We start from the raw sequence: 20,601 nt of genomic DNA, 5'->3' as shown, positions 1-20,601 counted from the left end.
TCCGTAGATCGTCCTGCACTCGAGCCGAATCATCACTTGTCCGAACGATTTCGTTGAGGAGTGAACCATGACCGATTCTCCACGTCTGGCCGGCAAGCGCGCACTGGTTACTGGTGGCGGGCGCGGCATCGGGGCCGCGATCGCGCGTCGGCTGGCCGCCGATGGTGCCGCGGTCGCGGTCAACTACGTCTCGAACCAGTCGTCCGCAGACGCGCTCGTCGCCGAGCTGACCGACAAGGGCTACCAGGCAGTGGCATTGCGCGCCGACGTCAGCGACCCCGACCAGACCCGAGTGCTGGTCGATCAGGTGGTCGCGGCGTTCGGCGGGCTGGACATCTTGGCCAGCAACGCGGGCATCGAGCATTTCGGAGCGTTGGAGTCGATCACTCCCGCAGACTTCGAACGAGTATTTCGCACTAATGTGGCCGGCCAGCTGTTTGCCACTCAGGCAGCAGTGACGGCGATGACCGGCGGTGGGCGCATCCTGCTCACCTCGTCGATCAGCGCACGCATCAGTGTCTACCAGCACACCTTGTATGCGGCCAGCAAGGCGGCGGTCTCGGCGATGGTGCTCAACCTGGCGCCCGAACTGGCCGAGCGCGGCATCTCGATCAACGCGATCGCCCCGGGTGGCACCGCCACCGACATGGCTGCCGAAGCGGCGAGCCGCTACATCCCGCCGGCGCTGCGTGACGCGCCTGCCGAGGCGGTGATCAAGTCGATGACCGCGCTCGGGCGCCTAGCCGAACCCCATGAAATCGCCGCGGTCGCTGCGTTCATACTCTCTCCCGACGCCTCCTACCTCACCGGCACCACAGTCGAGGTAGCCGGCGGCCTGCGATAATCGCGCGGTGCTGAGGCCGGGAATTATCGAGGAGTCAGGGAACTTCCCTCGTCGAGATGCGGTGCAACGCTCGCGATAGACGTCCTCGGCGACGCGGGTCGTACCCGCTGGATTCGAGTATCGCGGGCCGTTACCTGGCCGAACAGGGCTTCATGTACCTGGTGACACGGTCGTTAACGGCACCCCAGGGCGAAGCTGCCCTTTCGTAGACAACAACGCGCAACCTCCTGTTCGTCAGGGGGTGTGAGACTCGCGGCCGCGCAGCCGACGAGTTGTTCGCCGTGCCGCGCGACGGATTCAGTTGTCGGAAAGTGGCCGCCGCTGTGCGATATCGGCAGTGGCGTAGGAAAAGCAGGGCTCAGAGTTGCGATACCGCTCGTTTTTGCGCAGTGCGGCAATGGTGTTAGCGGCGGGCGTATTCGCTACGACGCTGTCATCGACACCGTTCACACCATCGGGAGCGGCGGAGCCGGGCGTCAGTGTGCCGGATGGGGCACATACCTCGCCGGATGGTTCGCGGATCGTGGATACCCGGGTCATCGATGCTCGGCATCTCGTTCTCACCGTCTTCTCGGCAGCGATGAACAGCGAATTCACCGTGGAGGTACAGCGCCCGGCCGATATCTCCGCGCCGCGTCCGGTCCTGTATCTGCTCAGCGGCGGTAGCGGCGGGAAGGGGCAGGCGTCGTGGGATGGGCTGACCAGCGCAACCGACTTGCTGCACGATAAGAACGTCAATGTGGTGCAGCCCGTCGGTGGTGCCGCGTCCTACTATGCGGACTGGCGAGCGCCGGATCCTCGGCTGGGCGTCATGAAATGGAAGACGTATCTGACCGAGGAGTTGCCTCCGCTCATCGATGCCGCTCTCGGTACCAACGGGATCAATGCGATTGCGGGCGTGTCGATGTCGGGTACCTCGGTACTGCAATTGCCGATCGCGAAACCCGGCTTGTACCGAGCGGTGGCGGCCTACAGCGGATGCGCGCAGATAGCCGATGCTGTCGGCCAGTCCTATGTCCGTATCACGGTGGCCTATGGCGGTGGCGATGCCGTGAATATGTACGGCCCACCCGACGATCCGATGTGGGGCGCCAACGATCCGTACCTGAATGCGGACGGGCTGCGTGGCATCAGCCTGTATCTGTCGAGTGGGAACGGGCTGCCCGGCCCCTATGACAAGGCCGGTGATCGGCATCTGGTCGGGGGTGGAGCCGCGCTGGCGAACCAGATCCTGGTCGGCGGCGTCATCGAGGCCGCGGTGGAGCAGTGCACACGCAATATGGCCGCCCGGTTGGCGGATCTGGATATTCCCGCGACCGTCGAGCTGCGTCCGTACGGCACCCATTCCTGGGGCTACTGGGGTGATGAACTGAGGGCGTCCTGGCCGGTACTGGCGCAGGGGCTGGGATTGTAGGCATATGGGCTGATCAGCGCCATGGCCGTCGTCGAGTCGGGTACGTTGACGTGCAAGCGAGTACATGAACGGCGATGCCCCCGAGAGGGCGGATTCGTGGCGCGACGAACTCGGCGGGCGATCGGCAGCACGGCACCTTCTCCGAAGGAGCGGCGCTATGGATCTCAATACGATCACCGATATCGTTCGGCGACCCGCCGACCGACCGGGCGCGGACTGGCGCGACGGTGACGCGTGGCTGGCCGGAGGAACGTGGTTGTTCTCGACCGAGCAACCGGAACTGCGCCGTCTGATCGATCTCACCGCACTCGGCTGGGACAGCCTGGTGCCCAGTGCCGATGGCCTCGAGATCGGCGCGACATGCACCATCGCCGAGCTGAATGCCTTTGCGCCGCCGAGTGACCGGCCCGCCGGCGCGCTGTTCCGCACCTGCTGCGAGGCGTTCCTGTCCTCGTTCAAGGTTTGGCACGCGGCGACAGTGGGCGGCAATATCTGCATGTCGCTGCCCGCGGGCCCGATGATCACACTGACGGTCGCGCTCGAAGCCACGTACACCCTGTGGGCTGCCGATGGTGGCGAACGCACGATCGATGCCGCCGACTTCGTCATCGGCGACCACCGCAATATCCTCGCGCCCGGCGAGATCCTGCGCCGCGTCGATATCCCGGTCGTCGCGCTGCGCAAGCGCTACGCGTACCGGCGCTTCTCTCTGACGCGGCTCGGCCGCTCGACGCTGTTCATGATCGCCACCCGGTCGCCGGGAACCGCGGACCTGCTGCTCACCATCACCGCGGGCACCACCCGTCCGGTGCGCTTGGCATTCGACAGCATGCCCGACGCCGAGGCGCTGCGGCAGCGCATCGACGCCCTCCCCGATGACCTGTGGTTCGGCGATGCGAACGGCACCCCCGATCACCGGCACCATCTGGCGAGGCACTTCGCCGAGGAGATTCGCGTCGAGCTCACCGAAGGCGGCTCCGCATGACGTACACCGTGAACGGAAACACCTTCGAAGACGAGCCGAATCCCGGTCAATGTCTGCGCACATTCCTGCGCTCGCTCGGCATGCACGGTGTCAAGAAGGGGTGCGACGCGGGCGATTGCGGCGCCTGCACGGTCTGGCTCGACGGGCATCCCGTGCACAGTTGCATCACGCCCGCATTCCGCGCCGAGGGACGTGCGGTCACCACGATCGAGGGTCTCGGCTCGCCTGCGAATCTGCATCCGATGCAGCGGCAGTTCCGCGACGCTCCCGGCTTCCAGTGCGGCTTCTGCACCGCGGGCATGATCATGACCAGCGTGGCGCTCACCGACGCCCAGAAACAAGATCTGGCGCATGCGCTGAAGGGAAATCTCTGCCGCTGTACCGGCTACCGCGCGATCGAAGACGCGGTGCGCGGTGTCGTCGGGATCGAGGTCGCACTGCCGGGCCGAGCCGTCGGCACCAGCGTCGGTGCTCCGGCGGGCACCGAGGTGGTGACCGGGCGTGCGGAATTCACCATGGACACCGCGATCGAGGGCATGTTGCATCTGAAGGTGCTGCGCTCGCCGCACGCCCATGCCCGCATCGTATCGATCGATACCACCGCGGCGCTCGCGGTTGCGGGTGTGCATCGCGTGTACACCTGGGAGGACGTGCCGCGCAAGCGGTTCACGACCGCGATCCACACCGATCACCTGGTCGATCCCAGCGACACCTACATCCTCGACAATGTGGTGCGCTTCGTCGGTCAGCGGGTGGTCGCGGTCGTTGCCGACACCGTCGGGGCGGCGGAAGCGGGTTGTCGCGCGGTGATCGTCGAATACGAGGTGCTGCCCGCGGTTTTCGATCCGGAAGCCGCGATGGCCGACGGCGCGCCCCAGCTGCACGGCTCGCACGACCCGTTCGTGCGGGATCCCGAGCACAATATTCTGCTCGAGATCCACGGGCACGTCGGTGCTGTCGAGGCGGGATTCGCCGAGGCCGATGTGATCCACGAGGGCACTTATTCTTCGCCGCGCGTACAGCATGCGCATCTCGAGACGCATGGATCGATCGCCTGGCTCGAAGACGGCCGACTGCACGTTCGGACCAGCTCTCAATCCCCGTCGATCGCCAAGGGCAAGCTCGGGTATCTGTTCGACCTGCGTCCCGATCAGCTCCGCGTGTTCTGTCGGCGGGTCGGCGGCGCGTTCGGCGGTAAGCAGGAGGTCATCACCGAGGATCTGGCCGCACTCGCCGCATTGGACACCGGTCGGCCGGTGTGTTTCGAGTTCACCCGCGAAGAGGAGTTCACGACGGCGTCGCCGCGGCATCCGATGTCGATGACGGTCAAGCTCGGCGCGCGCGCCGACGGCACGCTGACCGCGATCCAGGTCCGCAATGTGTCGAATACCGGTGCATATGGAAACCACGGCGGCGAAACGCTGTTCGCCGGTGGCGCCGCCGTCGCGATCTATCGCTGCCCCAACAAGAAATTCGACGGCTATTCGGTTTACACGAACACCGTGCCCAGCGGTGCGCTGCGCGGCTACGGCATGACCCAGCCCGCGTTCGCAATGGAATCGGCCATGCACGAGCTGGCGGTCGCACTCGATATGGATCCGCTCGAGCTGCGGCGGCGCAATATCGTGCGCCCCGGTGATGCGCTCGTGGCCTTCGACGACGGCCCGGACGATGTCATGTTCCGCGAGGAGGGCCTCGGGCGCTGCATTGATCTCGTCGACGACGCGCTGCGGCGCAATACCGCCGAACCGCCACCGGGCGACGGGTGGCTCATCGGCATCGGCACCGCCAGTTCACTGCACGAGACCGCGCCACCGACCGACCACCTCGCCGAGGCCTGGCTGACCCTCGGCGACGACGGCATCTACGAACTCGCCATTGGCACAGTCGAATTCGGCGAGGGCACCCCGACCGCACATGTGCAGATCGCGGCCGATCAACTCGGCACCACGCCGTCACGGGTGCGTCTGGTGCAATCCGACACCGACCGAACCGGATTCGATACCGGCGCATTTGCCAGCGCCGGACTATTTGTCGCCGGGAACGCGGTGCTGCGGGCCGCCGACGCCTTACGCGATCGCATCCTGTTTGTGGCGGCCGCACATATGGGCGTCGATATCGCTTCGTGCGCGATCGACGACACCGGGGTCAGCTGTGGTGACCGCCACCTATCACTATCGGAGCTGATCGATGAGGCAAACCGGCGCGGCATTCGATTGACGGAGGCGCGCAAGGCATTCGGATCGCCGCGCAGCGTCGTCTTCAACTCCCACGGGTTTCGCATCGCGGTGCACCGGATGACCGGTGAGATCCGCATTCTCTACAGCGTGCACGCCACCGATGCCGGTGTCCTCATCAACCCGGCCCAGGTGCGGGGCCAGATCGAGGGCGGCGTTGCGCAGGGCATCGGTTTCGCGCTGACCGAGAACTTCCACGTCGACGCGAACGGCGTCATGATCAACCCGAATCTGCGCAACTACCGCATCCCGACCTACGCCGATATTCCCCGCACCGAAGTACTGATGGTCGACTCCGCCGATTCGGTCGGGCCGATGCACTCGAAAGGGATAGCGGAGTGCTGCGTCAACCCGGTCGCGCCCGCGCTGGCCAATGCGCTGGAGAACGCGACGGGGATCCGATACCGCGCGCTGCCGCTGACTCCCGAGCGCATCTACCGGCGACTCGTTGCGAACGCGCCGGTTCCGACGCGAGCCGATCCGTGAGGAGAGCGCGATGGACGCCGGGAAAGGTAGCGGCAGTGCGGCGACGGTCATTATCGGCCAGCGGGTGCGCCCGGGTTTCGAGAAAGATTTCCGGATCTGGCAGGAGGAGCTGAATGCGGCAGCCTCGGCTCACGACGGATTCCTCGGCGCGGAGATCGCCGCTCCCACTGCAGTGCAGCGGGAGTGGGTGGTGGTCTACCGCTTCGACTCGGTCGGTCATCTACAGGACTGGATAAACAGCGCCACCCGTCAGGAATTCCTGGACCGCGGCCAGCAATACTTCGACGGTCCCGCCACTCAGCAGGTCATCAGCGGCGGTGCGCGGCCCGTCGATCCCCTCGTGACGGTGGTCGTCACCCATCGCGTCGCGCTCGACAGCGTCGCGGATTTCCTTGCGTGGCAGGCGCATCTGAGCCGGGAGGAGGCGAAGTTCGAAGGCTTTCGCGGTACCGAGCTCTTCCGCCCCATCGATGGTGTGCAGGACGAGTGGACCGCGCTCTACCGCTTCGATACCGCGGCGAATCTGGCCACCTGGCTCACCTCGAAGCGGCGCCAGGAACTTCTCGCCGAGGGCGAGAAGTTCAGCGACTTCGAATTGCGCACCATCGAGAACTCGTTCGGCAGCTGGTTCGCTTTCGACGAGAACGGACGTGACACTGCGGCTCCGTCCGATACCAAAACCGCCGTCGCGGTGTGGGTCGGCCTCTACCCGACGGTCGTGCTGCTCACCCTCGCATTGTCACCGTTGCACATGCCGCTCTGGCTGGGGTTGCTCATCGGCAATCTGCTGTCCAGCTTCGTGATGAGTTTCTTGACGATGCCGTATTACGTGAACCGGTTGCTGCGGCGGTGGCTATGGCCGCCGCCGGATGCTCCCGCTGCCAAGACGAATCGCGAGGGCATCGTTATCGTCGCCGCCGTCATGCTGGTGTGGGCTGTCATTTTCTATGTGGTGACAACCCAACTCTGGACATTGCCCTGACCTCGCTAACGGCCGCCGAGCGGCGCGGGTCCGGTCGGTGCGGGAATCGCGGTCAATAGCGTCGATGTCAGGGTTGTGGCCGGTGGGTCGGCGCGGCCGAGTCCGAACTTGCGGACCTCGGCCCCGGTGCCCGCCAGCCCACTGACGAGCAGATCCGCACCGAAGGTCGTGCTGGTGGTTCCCACCCGCACCCCGATACCAGCAGGTCCGTCGGCGAACGGGACGAACGATGTGACCTCGCGGAACACGATCGGGCCCGCATGATGGTTCGGGCTCTCGGTGTACATCGCGGGCTGCCCGTCGAGACGCGATCCGCTCGACCACACGCGCACCGTGCCCGCGCCGCCGAGCATGCCGGTGACAATGCTCTGCGCCCCGCCCTCGGCACCGGCTACCCATCCCGTCGAGAGCGAGACACCATCCCGGTAGCTCTGGTCGAAGGCCAGGAATTCCGAGGTCATCATCGGGTCACCGGAATGTCCGGCCTCCGGCGTGCCTTGCGCCGCGGCGGTCGGCGTGTACAGGTCATAGTGGAAGGTCTTCACCTGTGGGGCGTCTCCCGGCCCCGGCGCCGTCACAATGCTGGCCCGGCCGGAGGCGCTGTCGACCATCCCGGTCGCGATGGTGACTCCGGTCGTCGATCCGGGATACGGTGTGAAACTCGAAAACTGCTCGGGCGCTTTGTCGCGCCCACCGGGCAAGGTCGAGGAGAAGATCTGCACCCGGGATTCGATGCCGGGACCCGAGCCGACGATGATGTTGTCGGCCGACGCATTGCCCTCGATATCGGCGCCCGCGACATTGACGCCGCCGCGGAAGTCGGGCCCGAACGGTGCGAAGCGAGTCAGTTCGGCGCTGAAGGGCGCGGCGCCAGCGCCGTTGTAGGCCACCACTTCCGAGGCCACTCCCGCACCGGTACCGGCCACGAGGTCGAGCACTCCGTCGCCGTTGACATCGGCCATGGCAACCGTCGGTGTGCCCTCGAATGACGGGAACGGCGTGACCGTCGCGACCGGCCGGTCGCCATTGCCGTCGTAGACCCGCACGGTTGCGGGCGTGCCAGGGGAACCCGCGCTCGCCACCGCATAGGTCGATACCGCGGGGATGACATTGACGAGCGCCATCAGGCCGTTGTCTTCGTGATTGAGGCGATGGCAGTGGATCACGAAGGTGCCGGTGTACTCGGTGAACCGCATGCGCATTGTCGCCGAAGCGGGCACGAGCGGATTCTCGTACTCGTCGGTCACGGGGGCGGGCACATTGACGTTGTCCTCAGCCCACATCTGCACGCCGGTCCTGGAATTCACCACCGGATCGACGATCTCCATCACCTGCATATCGTTCACGTGGATGTGCATCGGGTGCTCGTCGTTATTCAGGTTCGTGAACAGCCACTCCTCGACCGAGTCGAGTCGCGGCTGCAGCAGCGGGATATTCGGGAAGGTGTTGTCGTCGAACTCGTAGGTGAACGCTTTGGGATCGCTGCTGCTGGCCTTGTCATTGCCGAATCCCCCTGTGACGGTGAGCTTTCGGCGCACATCGGGGGCACCGACCGAGGCGTCCACGAAGGAGGTGTATGCGTCGAGCTGCTGGCCGGGAACGAACGGCGTGGTCTGTCCGGTGCCCTTGTCGGGCCGCACGTGGAGCAGCTTCTGCGTGGGGAAGGTGAAGAAGCCGTCTTCATAGCTGATGACCGAGGGGTCTACGGTGATCCTTCCCAAGACGGCGGGTGGGTTGTCGGTGCCGCTATTCGTATAGAGCACACCGGGATTCGTGACGGCGCGGGCTCCCGGCGCAGGGGGCATCTCGAGGATGAGATCGCCGGTCTTCGGCATCGTCACCGCGATCGCGTACCGCGACGCGGGCGGGATGACGAGACGGGTGCCGTCGCCGTCGACCGGCAGGTGGACCTCGGGGAAGGGGACGCCGTCCTGGCCGACGATCGCGAATTTCGGATGGCTGCCCGTTGCCGTCTCGGTGAGCGTGACCGGTATATAGGCGAAGTCGCTGATATTGGCCAGGACCCAGATCTCGGTCTGCCCCGGCTTCAGCCGCAGCGCGGGCTGGAACTGTCCGTTGATCGTGAACTGCACATCGCGCTGGTTGTCCGGCAGGTTCGGGTCGGCCGGGATCGAGATGGGCGGCTGGGTCGTCGGATCGCTGGTGAAGCTCTGCAGGCTGGTCGGTACGAATTGGTTCTGCCCGCGATGGTTGGCGGGCGATAGCGGTCCGGTGTGCCAGTTGGTGACATATCGCGAGCCGATGGTCGTCTGCGCGAAGTTCACCGGGGCCAGACTCGGCCGGTACGTGCCGTCGGCGAGTTGTGTTCCCTCTGGTGGCCGCAGTGTGCTTACAAATTGCGGCCAGTTCGGATCGTTCAACTCATGGCCGGTGCCTTTGCGGTCGAAGACGAAGTTGTACTGCAGTGCCATGGTGCGGATCGGAATGTTGTTGCGCGTCACCAGCGGCAGATTGCCGTCGGGCCGTCCGATTTCCAGTAGGCCCGCCAGGCCCTTGTAGGTCTGCTGAGCCGTGACCGTATGGCGATGGCTGTGGTACCAGTACAGACCGTTCGGCATGCTCTGCGGTACCGCGAAGTCGTAGACATTGCCCTTGCCCGCCGGGATATCGAGCAGGACGTTGTCGGCGTTGCCACTGGGGCTCACGTGCAGCCCGTGGGTGTGCAGGTTCAGCGGCGAGGAGGTGAGGGCGGGCGGGTAGATCGGCACATCCCCACCGGCCGGGGTGAAAGCGGGGTTGTAATAGTCCCTGATCGTCAGATCGCGCAGATCGTTGTCGAAGTGCACGATCAAACGCTCGCCCGGTTCGACGTGCAGTGTCGGGGCCGGATAGCCGTTGTCGCCCTTGGTCGATCCGTCCGAGGCGGTGCCTCTGATCAGTTCGTAACCGAAGACCAGGAAGTTCGAGACCGGTTTCGGAACTGTGTCGAGGGCAACGGTGCCCTGGTGCGCCGACAGTCGCACTTCGAGCACGCCGTCCTTGCTCGCGAGTTCAACCGGCTCCCGATAGGCGACCGGGGCGGCATTGAGGCCAGCATTGCCACCGCCCGATGGTTTGGACCGATCGGACGTGCATGCCGCGATCAACAGTGCGATCGACGCGGCGACCGCCACGACCGCGACAATTGGATTCTTGCGATGGGTGACCATGGGGATTCCCGCTCCACGAGGGCGACTGGGCTCCAAAGCATCGATCGACGATCCAAAGACTACTCAGGATCAATGATCGGGGTCTGGAACACACGGGTTGAATACCGACCGGTCGGCCCCGGTGACATCTGGTGACGCGTCGATCCAGGCAGGGCGTGCCGCCCGCGCTGCACCAGCGACGATTGGCCGCGCGACTGCAGAGCGCTACGTCAGGATGTCGACCCACCGGCCGACGCCCAGGGATCGACCGGCACCACTCCGATGGCATGGCCCGCACTGTCGAGCAGTCGACCCCAGGATTTGCAGGCTCGCAATACGAGTCGCTGGTCGAGGATGACGGCGTCGGGCAGGGTGTGGCGTATTCGTTCGAGGACTTCGGTCAGGCCACCGACCTGGTGGACCTGAGCCATCAGCATCAGGTTGGCGGATCCGACGGCGGAAAGGCAGATGCGGGTCTGCGGCCATCCGGCGATCTCGGCGCCAGCGGCGACCAGTTGGTGGTGTGGTACCGACAGCCAGAGCACGAACTCGGTCGGCCAGCCGCCCTCGCCGCGCGTGAAATCGGTTCGGAATCCCAGCATTCCGCGACGGACCAGCGAATCGAGTCGTCGGCGCACCAGATGTTCGGAGGTATCGAGTTCGCGTGCGAGGTCGCGGAATCGGGCGCGACCGTCACGCTGCAGGGCGAGGAAGAGGTCGCGGTCTTCGGACTCGAGGGTGCGGTTGCGGGTGGTGCGTCGGCGATTGTCATCGGGCTCTGCAACCGACTGTTGCTGGTCGCTATCCATCGCACCCAGTCGCCAGTGGATCCCGCTGTACCACTCCATGCCGATGTGGGACCGGGCTCTCGCGATGCCGGGAATGCGGGGTAGGTGCTCGAGCAGGAGTGTGCTCAGGGCCTGCGTGGTTTCGGCGAGCACCAGCGTGTGCAGGTCGAAGGCGCCGTCGGTGGCGTACACGCTGACGACTTGGGGAACAGCTGCCAACTCGTGTGCGACGTCGAGAATGCAGCCCGGTTGTGCTTGCACCTCGTATACCGCCGCGGTCAGTGCCACCTGTGGTCCGGGTACCGATGAAACCCAGGCGCGGCCCGATTCGGTCAACCGCTGCCAGCGGCGGGCCGCGGTGACCGGCGAGATCCCCAGTACCGGCCCGAGTCGCTCGAAGCTGGCCCTCGGGTTGGCGTGCAGGGCATCCAGCAGCATGACGTCGACCTCATCGACGCCGCGCTGTGCCGGTCGTTCCGCGGTCACCGCAGGCTCCGCTCCGGTGTCGAGACGGTGGCGGGACCGAGGACACCACATCGATCCCGAGATGTGTTGATTACCCACGCCATCTGAGCAGTGTGTGGATGTTTCATTAGCAGCCTCCCATAGCCCGTGCAGTTTTCCTTCAGTTTCGGAGTCGAATGTTGCGATTGCCGTTCACTGGGCGCATGAGCGAATCGACTACTTCAGGTGTCACAGTCGCGCTGGCGAACTGGGTCGAGCAACTGACGCTCGACGCGATTCCTGAGCAGGTTCAGGTCCGCGCGAAATACCTGCTGCTCGACGGCGTGGCCTGCGGTCTGGTCGGTGCCCAGTTGCCGTGGTCGCGGATTGCCACCCGGTCGGTCCTCGACCTGGAAGGGGTCGGGGACGCGATGGTCATCGGTACCGGCACGACCACGAGCGGACCTGCTGCTGTGCTGCTCAACAGCACTTTCATCCAGGGCTTCGAACTCGACGACTTCCATCCACTCGCGCCGCTGCACAACAATTCGCTGATCCTGCCGGTGCTGTTGGCGACTGCACAGCACCTCGATGGCGCGTCGGGCGCGGCGGCCCTGGTGGCCGCGATCGCCGGATTCGAAATCGGACCACGCGTCGGCCTGGCCCTGCACGGTGCGCAGATGCTGTCGCGGGGCTGGCACAGCGGACCGGTCTTCGGCACCCACACCGCGGCGATGACGGCTGGCAAATTGCGTGGCCTCGGGGCCGAGCAGTTGGAGGACGCACTCGGTATGGCGGGCACCCAGTCGGCGGGCCTGATGGCGGCCCAGTACGAGGCGATGTCCAAGCGGATGCAGCACGGATTCGCCGCTCGCAACGGTTACTACGCCGCCGGGCTGGCTGCGGGCGGTTACACCGGAATCAAGCAGGTCTTCGACCGCCAGTACGGCGGCTACCTCGCCGTCTTCGGTGCGGGACACGATCCCGATCCGGCGCAGGTGGTCGCGGGGCTCGGCGCGGGCTGGCATACCGAATTCGTCATGGTCAAGTCCTACGCAGCCCAGGGCGGCCTGCACGGCACCATCCAGGCCGCGCTCGAGCTGCGCGCCGAATACGGTATCGATCCGAAAGCCGTCTCGCACATCGAGATTCGCGTCGGTCATACCGTGTATCACCACGGGTGGTGGCAGCCCGAGCGTCCATTGACCGCGATCGGCGCGCAGATGAATCTCGGATACGCGGCCGCGGTGGCCCTGCTCGACGGTCAGGTCCTGCCGCCGCAGTTCACCGATGCGCGTCTGGCCGCCGACGATGTGTGGGACCTGCTCGACAAGGTCGAGGTGAAGCTGGACGAGAACATCCAGAACGGGCCGCTGCGAGAGCGTTTCGCGACGGAGCTGTCGATCACCCTCGCCGACGGCACAGTGCTGGAGAAGCGGATCGTGCAACCGCACGGCGGTCTCGACGATCCGGTCACCAATGACGATGTCATCGCCAAGTACCGCGTCCTCGTCGGGCCATTGATGGCGGCCTCGCGATTGGATGCGATCCAGCGGGCGGTACTGAACCTCGACCAACTCACCGACATCCGCGAACTGGCCGATCTCCTTGCCGCGCCGGTCCAAGGCGCCATGGACGGCAACCGATGACCGCCGCGCGAGCCCGCCTGCGGGCTGCTATTGCCGCTGACGACGTCGTAGTCGCGCCGGGAGTTTTCGACGGCCTTTCCGCATCCCTGGTGCGCCGCATCGGATTTACCGCCGCCTACCTGACCGGCGCCGGCGTTGCGGCTGCCGGATACGGACTGCCCGATATCGGGTTGCTGACCCAGACCGAGATGGTCGAACGCGCCCGGATGCTGGTGCGCACGCTCGGCGATATCCCGCTGATCGCCGACGCCGACACCGGATACGGTGCCCCGCTCAATGTCGTGCGCACCGTGCGGGAATACGAGGCGGCCGGTGTGGCCGCGATCCAGTTGGAGGATCAGGCCTTTCCCAAGAAGTGTGGGCATCTGCCGGATAAGGAACTCATCGACACCGACGAGTTCGTCAGCAAACTCACCGCCGCTCTCGATGCCCGCAGCGACCCCGATTTCGCGGTGATCGCGCGCACCGACGCGCGTGGTCCACTCGGCATCGACGCCGCGATCGAACGCGCCAATGTGTACGCCAACGCCGGTGCCGACATTCTGTTCGTCGAGGCTCCGCAGGGGGTCGAGGAGATCGAGCGCATCGCCCGAGAAGTCGCGGCACCGTTGCTGATCAATCTCGTCATCGGTGGTTTGACCCCGATCGAATCCACCGCACGACTTCGCGAGCTCGGGTACGCGATCGCCATCCACCCGTCGTTGCCGCTGGGCGCGGCGGCCTACGCCATGCTCACCGGTCTCGCCGAACTCGCCGGACGGGACCCCGCGCCGCTGCTGCCATCGAAGCCCGCCGAATTCTTCGATCTCGTCGGGCTGGCCGAGTGGTCGGAACTCGGCGAGCGCTACCGCACCGAAGGAGTGTGAAAACCCATGGGCATGAATATGATCGAGAATCTGCTCGCCCGCAAGGCGGGCGTGGAACAGGTCGCGCCCGGCGATATCGTCACCGTCGATGTCGACATGTGCGTCATGATCGATCTGCAATTCGCGACGCTGTGGATTCCGCCCAGCCGCATCCATGATCCGGACAAGGTCGCGGTGATCATGGATCACGCGGTGCCTGCCCCCACGCTCAAAGATGCCGAGGGCGGGCCGAAGGCGCGAAAGTTCGTCTCCGACTTCGGTATCCAGAGGTTCTTCGACGTGGGCCGGCACGGCATCTGCCACCAGGTAATCGCCGAAAACGGACTGGCCAGGCCGGGCGAGGTGCTGGCGTGCACGGATTCGCACACCTGCGCGGGCGGGGCCTATAACACCGCCGCACGGGGTCTTGGACCTGCCGAGCTCTACTCCATCCTCTGCACCGGCAGCACCTGGTTCCAGGTGGCGCCCACCGTCCGGTACGAATTCGATGGCATGCTGCCCAAAGAAATCAGCGGCAAAGACGTATTCCTCTACATCGCCGACACCTACGGCGACGCCACCAACCAGAACCTCGAATTCGGCGGCCCCGGCCTGTCGAGCGTGCCCCTCAACGACCGGCGAACCATCGCCACCCAAGCCGCGGAAATATCGGCCGACTTCGCCACCTTCGGTGTCGACGAACTGCTCCGGGACTTCCTGACCGACCGCGGCGTTCACGATTACCAACCCGCCGACGCCGACCCAGATGCCAGCTACCTCGATGTCCGCACCGTGGACCTGTCCGCCCTCGAGCCCTACATCGCCCGGCCGGGCACGGTCAGCCACAACGGATTACCGGTGTCCAGGATCGAAACACGAAGGATAGATCAGGCATTCATCGGCTCCTGCGCCAATGGTCAGCTCGACGATCTGCGCATCGCCGCGGAGATCCTGCGCGGCAGAACCGTCGCTCCCGGGGTGCGGTTACTCGTCACGCCCGCCTCCCAGACGGTCTACCGAGACGCGATGCGACTGGGCTATCTACAGGACATCGCCGACGCCGGTGGCGTCGTCACCAATTCCACCTGCGGCGCCTGTTTCGGCTACCACATGGGTGTTGTCGGCCCGGGCGAGGTGTGCCTGACCTCGAGCACCCGCAATTTCACCGGCCGCATGGGCAGTACCGAAGCCGAGATCTATATGGCCGCTCCGGCGACCGTTGCCGCCTCGGCCGTCACCGGCTACATCACCGATCCACGGAGCATCACCGCATGAACACCACCATTACCGGACGGGTCTGGGTTTTCGGCGAATCCATCGATACCGACGCCATGTATCCCGCTTTCGCGATGAAACTCGGCATTCCCGAAGCCGCGAAGCATGTCTTCTACCAAATCCGGCCCGGCTGGACCGATCTCGTCGAGCCCGGCGATATCGTCATCGCGGGCAGAAACTTCGGGGTCGGATCGTCGCGCCCCGTCGCGGCACTGTTCCGCCACTTCGGCGTCGCCGCACTCATCGCCGAGGACTTCAACTCGCTGTTCTTCCGCAATGCCGTCAACGCGGGCCTGCCCGCACTCGCCGCCCCCGGGGTGACCGACCTGTTCGACGATGGTGATCAGGGCAGCTTCGACATCGCCACCGGCGAATACCGCAACGAGACCGCCGGTGTGAACGGACACACCGTGTCTCTACCACCACTGATCCTGGAAATCCTCGCCAGCGGTGGCGTGCTCGCCCGCCTGGCCGAACAGGGGTATCTGCCCATCGAACTGCGCGATGTCCTGCGGTCCGGTGCGATCCCCGTCGACAGCGGATCAGGCGCATGATCGGCCGTCTGCTGCGCCCTGTGCGCGCGGGACTCGGCAGTACCGCCTGGCACCACCCGGCCGCCAAGGACGCACCAGAAACCATCACGGTGACCAGTGACGCGTTCGGGGACAACGCCGCCATACCGCGCCGCTACGCGGGAGACGGTGTGGGAGACAACATCTCACCACCACTGCAGTGGTCGAACATTCCGCCTGACGCAGTGGAGCTGGTCCTCATTATCGAAGACCCCGATGTCCCGTTGCCGCGGCCGATCGTGCACGGACTGGTCACCGGTGTCGACCCGCATACGGCGGGCATTCCCGAAGGTGGGCTCGAAATCGATTCGGCCGCAGCGACTTCCACTGTGGGGGATCCGATGATGCGGATCGGATTCGGTGCGTTCAAACGCCGCGGCTATGCCGGGCCACGACCGATCCCCGGCCATGGCCCACACCGCTACATTTTTCAGATGTTCGCCCTCGACCAACCCAGCGGACTCGGCGTCGACGCCACCCGATCGAGCACGCTGTCCGCGATCGATGGACACGTTATCGCCCGAGGCAAGCTGACCGGGACGTACGAACGCGACTGATCTGTGCGGCCAACCTACGTTCGGTTGACGTGTGCGGCATGGAGGATTTCGATCGGGGTTTGCGGCCTGGGACACCCGGTGCATGTCGACAAGAATGTGCTCGCGGGTTGCTTTCGCGCGATCCTGGGACGGACGGCGGCGCTGACCGACCGCCTTCGGCCCCTCCTACCTGCGGTTACAATAACCGAGCCTCGCTCAATTTATCGTCTGCGTACCCGTGGGTTTCGGCTTTGTGCCGGAGCCACACCGAAGACAGCCTCGATCGTGAGAAGTTCGAACCGCGCTGAGTGCGGTTCCGGTGCGACATAGTCTGGCCGCTCAGGGGCGGCCTCGGAGTCCGGAGGAGCAGATCGAAATGTCGAAACTCCGAGCGGTTGTTGTCGTTGCGGCCATGGTGGGCTGCTCACTATTGGTCTCCCCGGTGCCCGCATCAGCCGGCCCCGGTATTTCCGAACACCCGCAACCGCCGACGCAGCCAGCTGGTTCGGTGCCGTCCGAGCTACAGCAGTGGATCGATGCCACCATTCCGGCCCCATCGTTCGCGCCGGCGCCATCACCGCCGACGCGCGCATTGCCCGCCGAACTCGCCGCATTGTGGCAGGCGGTGCGGTCCGCGCCGTCGGGGGATCGGATCTTCGACGAATGGCCGAGTGGTCTCGACGCGCTCGCCCCTGGCGATATCGTCGAATGGCGTGATGTGACAGCGACTTCCGCGCTGCTGGTGACGGAGCCGATCAGCCGGGCGGTGCTGCTGAAGTTCCGGACGACGGACGCCTCGGGCAGGCCGTCCTTCGGTACCGCGACATTGATGATTCCCGCCGCCGCGTGGACCGGTCCGGGGGAGCAGCCGGTGCTGGTGAGTGCATTGCCGATCAATTCGCTCGGGCTCAACTGCACGACGAGCTATGCGATGGCGCACGGGTTGCGCAACAATTTGTTTGGGGATGATCTGTTCCCGCCGACCACCGCATGGGCGCTCAGCCGTGGCTATGCGGTGCTCATTCCCGATCACGAAGGTCCGTGGATGGCGTATGCGGAACCGAACGTCGCCGGGCATGTGGTGCTCGATGCCATTCGGGCGGTGCGCAATCTGTTTCCAGCGGAGTTCGAGGGTAGCCGTGTCGCAGTTGGCGGGTATTCGGGCGGTGCGATCGCATCGTATGCGGCCGCGATGCTGCTCGACGAGTATGCACCGGAATTGGCCGGTGTGGTGGTCGGAGCGGCCATGGGGGGACTGGTGACCGACTATCGAATGGTCGCGCAGCGCTTCGATGGCAGCTCCGAATCCGGCATTCTATTGGCCGTCGCGCTGGCGATGGGCCGCGAATACCCGGAGATTCTCGCGCATATGAATCACTTGGCACAGTGGGTGGCGTCCTCGCCGATCAAGGACACCTGCGGTGACAGCAACGGCCCGCTCGGCGTGGTCGGCATCCCGATCGAGGTCGCGGCCGATATCGCCGACCCACTCGACAGTGATATCGCCGACGCGATCTTCGCGCGGACCGACCTGACAAACCGGAAATCCGGTGTCCCGCTTTACATTTACCACGCCGCCACCGACTTCTGGATTCCCTTCGAGAACGGCTACAACCTCTACCGCGACCAATGCGCCCGCGGCGTCCCCGCGGTACACCGCACCGAGCCCGGCGAGCACATCATCGCCCTGTTCACCGGCTTCCCCGGCGAGATCGGCTGGCTCGACGGACGACTGCGCGGCGAACCCGCGCCGAACGAATGCCGCGCAGGTTCCTGAGCGGAAGTCGACGGCTAGTTCGGAGTCGGGCCAATGGGTGATGGCGCTTGCACGATCGTCAGCGGCGAGCGTTTGCGCAGGGTGAATCCGAGCGTTTCGTACAAACTGATCGCTGTCGCATTATGGGCGACGGCATGCAGGAACGGTGTCTCGCCGCGGGCACAGATGCCATCGCCAACCGCGCGGATCAGGCGTGAGGCGAAGCCGCGGCCGCGGAATTCGGCATCGGTGCAGACCGCGCTGATCTCGGTCCAGCCCGGCGGATGCAGGCGTTCACCTGCCATCGCCACAAGTCGGCCGTCCACTCGCAGGCCAAGGTAGGTGCCCATTTCGATGGTGCGCGGCGCGTATGGGCCCGGTTCGGTGCGGGCGATCAGGTCGAGTATTTCGGGCACATCCGCCGCGGTGAGTACGTCGAGTTCTGGGTCGTGTGCGACGCCCAGCGCAGTGCCGTCCATTTGCACCGAGCCGAATTCGTTCAGCACCGTCCAGCCCTCCGGCGGCACGTGGCCGTAGCCGCGCAGCGCGGTGCTGCCGCCCGGGCCGAGCAGGGTGGCCAGATCGGCCCAATCCTGATCGTCGAGTACCGGCGGATGCCCGACGAATCTGGCGACTTCCGGGTCGTAGCGGCCGATGCGGCCCACCCAACTGGCGAACCGGTGGTGCTCGCCCCACAGCGATGCCCGCACCGGGTCGTCGAGCGGGTGCAGTGAGGTATCGATGTCGATGGTCGACTCGGTGGTCATCGCGCATTCCTCCGCAACAGGGTCCGATCGGAGAACCTTAGCGAGGCACACGACCGCTGGAACCGGTTGCGCTCATCGCAATTCATATCCGATGGCGGCCTTCGAATCCGCTTGCGCACAGGGTATTTCCCAGCGCTCGAGCTGATCTCAACCGTTGACGGGCGCCCACGCCAGGGCGGAATCGTGCGCCACAACCCCAGGTGGCCACCAGGTATGGGACTTAATGGGCAGCCCGGCCGACAGATAGGTGAGCCAGCACAGCACCGGCAGCGCATCGCTCGAATGGGCTCGCACCGGTGCCGCGCGTTGCAGGACATGACATTCGCCCAGACACAGAAACGGGAGACGATGGCACCGGCACAATTGCATCTCGGCGTCGCGCTCGATGGAGCGGGTTGGCATCCGGCCGCGTGGCGGGAGCCGAACTCCCGGCCCGCCGAACTGTTCAGTCCCGGCTACTGGACGGATCTGGTCACCACGGCGCAGCGTGGCCTACTCGATTTCGTGAGCATCGAGGACAGCATGGCTGTTCCAGGCGAACGGCACGCACCTGGCGACGATGCCGTCGACCGGGTCCGGGCCAGGATCGACGCGAACCTCGTCGCCGCGCGGGTCGCTCCGGTCGCAAATTCGATTTCTTCTTCCTCGCCGAAGGGCTCATTCTGCGCGAACGCGCGGGCAAGATCTTCGACCAGGACATTATCGGCCGCCCGGACACCTTCACCGTGCTGGCCTCGATTGCCGCGGTCACCGAACATCTCGGGCTCGCGGGCACGATCAACGCGACCTTCAACGAGCCCTACGAGCTGGCCCGCCAGCTGGCGAGCCTGGATCACCTATCCGACGGTCGCGCCGCGTGGAACGTGGTGACCTCCTTCGACGCCTTCACCGGCCAGAACTTCCGGCGCGGCGGATACCTCGATCCGGCCGACCGCTATGCACGGGCCGAGGAGACGCTGAATGCCGTTCGCGCCCTGTGGGATTCCTGGGATGCCGCCGATCTCGTCGCCGACAAGGATTCCGGCCGGTTCCTGGCCCGCCCCGATGCCGGGGCATTCGCCTTCCACGGCAGCCAATTCGACATCTCCGGCCGGTTCACCGTGCCACGCAGCCCGCAGGGTCGGCCGGTGATCCTGCAGGCCGGTGTGTCACCGCAGGGGCGCGCATTCGCCGCGGCCAATGCCGATGCCATCTTCTCCCCGTACGGCAAGCTGCCCGAGGCCGCGGACTTCTACCGCGATATCAAGGCGCGCGCAGTCGCGGCCGGACGGGCAGCCGAGGACATCAAGATCCTGCCATCGGCGAGTTTCGTGCTCGGCGATACCGAGGCCGAGGCGACCGAGAAATTCCATGCGATCCGCAATGAGCAGGTCACGGGGCAGACCGCGCTGATCCTGCTGGAGCAGATCTGGAACCGTGACCTGTCGGGCTACGACCCGGAGGGACCGGTACCGGACATCGATCCGGACCCCGATGCCGCACCGATCATCCAGGGGCGCGCCTTCGTGCACCAGGACCGCTTCGCCACCGTCGAGCGCCTGCGTCAGGTCGCCGAGGCGAAGAAACTCACCCTGCGCGAGGTGGTGATCGACCAGTTCGAGCGCGGCCCCCTGGTCGGAACCCCCGCCCAGGTCGCCGAGCAGATCGATACGTTCGTCCAGAACGACGGCTCCGACGGCTTCATCCTCGGCTCGCATCTGGTCCCGTGGGGTCTCGACGAATTCGTCGACAAGGTGGTGCCGCTGCTACAGGACCGCGGCGCGCTGCGCACCGAATACACCGGAACCACGTTGCGCGCTAACCTCGGTCTCCCGGACGTGCGGTCGGCGGTATCGGCCCACGCCTGAGTTCTGTTGCAGCTCTTGATAATCC

The 20,601-nt window shown here is 65.6% G+C and carries 15 protein-coding genes; 12 read left to right on the top strand and 3 right to left on the bottom strand.

The window, feature by feature from the left end; genetic code table 11:
- Positions 1-67 precede the first annotated feature (67 nt).
- The 5 genes from ACWEO2_RS04340 (at position 68) to ACWEO2_RS04320 (ending at position 6,948) form a co-directional block, all read left to right on the top strand.
- The gene (locus tag ACWEO2_RS04340; RefSeq protein ID WP_452404030.1) at positions 68-844 is read left to right on the top strand and encodes an SDR family NAD(P)-dependent oxidoreductase; all 777 of its coding nucleotides are present in this window, start codon (positions 68-70) and stop codon (positions 842-844) included.
- Between the two features lie 397 nt (positions 845-1,241).
- Positions 1,242-2,258, top strand: coding sequence for an alpha/beta hydrolase (locus ACWEO2_RS04335; RefSeq protein ID WP_452404029.1), 1,017 nt, complete (start codon positions 1,242-1,244; stop codon positions 2,256-2,258).
- A gap of 157 nt (positions 2,259-2,415) precedes the next feature.
- Positions 2,416-3,243, top strand: coding sequence for an FAD binding domain-containing protein (locus tag ACWEO2_RS04330; protein WP_452404028.1), 828 nt, complete (start codon positions 2,416-2,418; stop codon positions 3,241-3,243).
- The gene (locus ACWEO2_RS04325; protein ID WP_452404027.1) at positions 3,240-5,966 is read left to right on the top strand and encodes a molybdopterin-dependent oxidoreductase; all 2,727 of its coding nucleotides are present in this window, start codon (positions 3,240-3,242) and stop codon (positions 5,964-5,966) included. Before ACWEO2_RS04330 ends, ACWEO2_RS04325 begins: the two co-directional genes overlap by 4 nt.
- 10 nt (positions 5,967-5,976) lie before the next feature.
- Positions 5,977-6,948 carry an antibiotic biosynthesis monooxygenase gene (locus ACWEO2_RS04320; protein ID WP_452404026.1) on the top strand — a complete coding sequence of 324 codons (972 nt, stop codon included), beginning with the start codon at positions 5,977-5,979 and terminating at the stop codon, positions 6,946-6,948.
- Between the two features lie 5 nt (positions 6,949-6,953).
- Here the strand turns inward: ACWEO2_RS04320 and ACWEO2_RS04315 are convergent, their stop codons facing one another.
- Both ACWEO2_RS04315 and ACWEO2_RS04310 read right to left on the bottom strand, forming a co-directional pair.
- The gene (locus tag ACWEO2_RS04315; RefSeq protein WP_452404025.1) at positions 6,954-10,118 is read right to left on the bottom strand and encodes a multicopper oxidase domain-containing protein; all 3,165 of its coding nucleotides are present in this window, start codon (positions 10,116-10,118) and stop codon (positions 6,954-6,956) included.
- A gap of 209 nt (positions 10,119-10,327) precedes the next feature.
- Complete coding sequence (locus ACWEO2_RS04310) at positions 10,328-11,371, bottom strand: Lrp/AsnC family transcriptional regulator (RefSeq protein ID WP_452404024.1); 1,044 nt, start codon at positions 11,369-11,371, stop codon at positions 10,328-10,330.
- Positions 11,372-11,553: 182 nt separating this feature from the next.
- Here ACWEO2_RS04310 and ACWEO2_RS04305 point away from each other — a divergent pair, with 182 nt between their 5' ends.
- From ACWEO2_RS04305 to ACWEO2_RS04280, 6 genes are all read left to right on the top strand, one after another.
- On the top strand, positions 11,554-12,978 hold the full coding sequence (locus tag ACWEO2_RS04305) for an MmgE/PrpD family protein (RefSeq protein ID WP_452404023.1): 1,425 nt from the start codon (positions 11,554-11,556) through the stop codon (positions 12,976-12,978).
- Positions 12,975-13,844: an isocitrate lyase/PEP mutase family protein gene (locus tag ACWEO2_RS04300; protein ID WP_452404022.1), complete on the top strand. Its 870-nt coding sequence runs from the start codon at positions 12,975-12,977 to the stop codon at positions 13,842-13,844. Before ACWEO2_RS04305 ends, ACWEO2_RS04300 begins: the two co-directional genes overlap by 4 nt.
- Before the next feature lie 6 nt (positions 13,845-13,850).
- Positions 13,851-15,098 carry an aconitase/3-isopropylmalate dehydratase large subunit family protein gene (locus tag ACWEO2_RS04295; RefSeq protein WP_452404021.1) on the top strand — a complete coding sequence of 416 codons (1,248 nt, stop codon included), beginning with the start codon at positions 13,851-13,853 and terminating at the stop codon, positions 15,096-15,098.
- Between the two features lie 8 nt (positions 15,099-15,106).
- The gene (locus ACWEO2_RS04290; protein ID WP_452404157.1) at positions 15,107-15,652 is read left to right on the top strand and encodes a LeuD/DmdB family oxidoreductase small subunit; all 546 of its coding nucleotides are present in this window, start codon (positions 15,107-15,109) and stop codon (positions 15,650-15,652) included.
- Positions 15,649-16,227: a YbhB/YbcL family Raf kinase inhibitor-like protein gene (locus ACWEO2_RS04285; RefSeq protein WP_452404020.1), complete on the top strand. Its 579-nt coding sequence runs from the start codon at positions 15,649-15,651 to the stop codon at positions 16,225-16,227. The genes ACWEO2_RS04290 and ACWEO2_RS04285 overlap by 4 nt, the downstream gene beginning before the upstream one ends.
- A gap of 355 nt (positions 16,228-16,582) precedes the next feature.
- Positions 16,583-17,983, top strand: coding sequence for a lipase family protein (locus tag ACWEO2_RS04280; RefSeq protein WP_452404019.1), 1,401 nt, complete (start codon positions 16,583-16,585; stop codon positions 17,981-17,983).
- 14 nt (positions 17,984-17,997) lie between these two features.
- On the opposite strand, the gene ACWEO2_RS04275 is transcribed toward ACWEO2_RS04280, so the two are convergent.
- Positions 17,998-18,729, bottom strand: coding sequence for a GNAT family N-acetyltransferase (locus tag ACWEO2_RS04275; protein WP_452404018.1), 732 nt, complete (start codon positions 18,727-18,729; stop codon positions 17,998-18,000).
- A 458-nt stretch (positions 18,730-19,187) separates the two neighbouring features.
- Between ACWEO2_RS04275 and ACWEO2_RS04270 the strand changes: the two genes are divergently transcribed.
- Positions 19,188-20,576, top strand: a complete 1,389-nt coding sequence (locus tag ACWEO2_RS04270; protein WP_452404156.1) for an NtaA/DmoA family FMN-dependent monooxygenase — start codon at positions 19,188-19,190, stop codon at positions 20,574-20,576.
- Positions 20,577-20,601: the final 25 nt, after the last annotated feature.

The organism is Nocardia sp. NPDC004278, from assembly GCF_053602975.1.
The sequence above is the reverse complement of the archived record's forward strand: the minus strand, read 5'-3'. Positions and strand labels throughout refer to the sequence as shown.

Bases quoted from the DNA above. Each gene is read 5' to 3' on its own strand.
- ACWEO2_RS04340 (WP_452404030.1), top strand. From the start codon at position 68: ATGACCGATTCTCCACGTCTGGCCGGCAAGCGCGCACTGGTTACTGGT.
- ACWEO2_RS04335 (WP_452404029.1), top strand. From the start codon at position 1,242: ATGGTGTTAGCGGCGGGCGTATTCGCTACGACGCTGTCATCGACACCG.
- ACWEO2_RS04330 (WP_452404028.1), top strand. From the start codon at position 2,416: ATGGATCTCAATACGATCACCGATATCGTTCGGCGACCCGCCGACCGA.
- ACWEO2_RS04325 (WP_452404027.1), top strand. From the start codon at position 3,240: ATGACGTACACCGTGAACGGAAACACCTTCGAAGACGAGCCGAATCCC.
- ACWEO2_RS04320 (WP_452404026.1), top strand. From the start codon at position 5,977: ATGGACGCCGGGAAAGGTAGCGGCAGTGCGGCGACGGTCATTATCGGC.
- ACWEO2_RS04315 (WP_452404025.1), bottom strand. From the start codon at position 10,118: ATGGTCACCCATCGCAAGAATCCAATTGTCGCGGTCGTGGCGGTCGCC.
- ACWEO2_RS04305 (WP_452404023.1), top strand. From the start codon at position 11,554: ATGAGCGAATCGACTACTTCAGGTGTCACAGTCGCGCTGGCGAACTGG.
- ACWEO2_RS04300 (WP_452404022.1), top strand. From the start codon at position 12,975: ATGACCGCCGCGCGAGCCCGCCTGCGGGCTGCTATTGCCGCTGACGAC.
- ACWEO2_RS04295 (WP_452404021.1), top strand. From the start codon at position 13,851: ATGGGCATGAATATGATCGAGAATCTGCTCGCCCGCAAGGCGGGCGTG.
- ACWEO2_RS04285 (WP_452404020.1), top strand. From the start codon at position 15,649: ATGATCGGCCGTCTGCTGCGCCCTGTGCGCGCGGGACTCGGCAGTACC.
- ACWEO2_RS04280 (WP_452404019.1), top strand. From the start codon at position 16,583: ATGTCGAAACTCCGAGCGGTTGTTGTCGTTGCGGCCATGGTGGGCTGC.
- ACWEO2_RS04275 (WP_452404018.1), bottom strand. From the start codon at position 18,729: ATGACCACCGAGTCGACCATCGACATCGATACCTCACTGCACCCGCTC.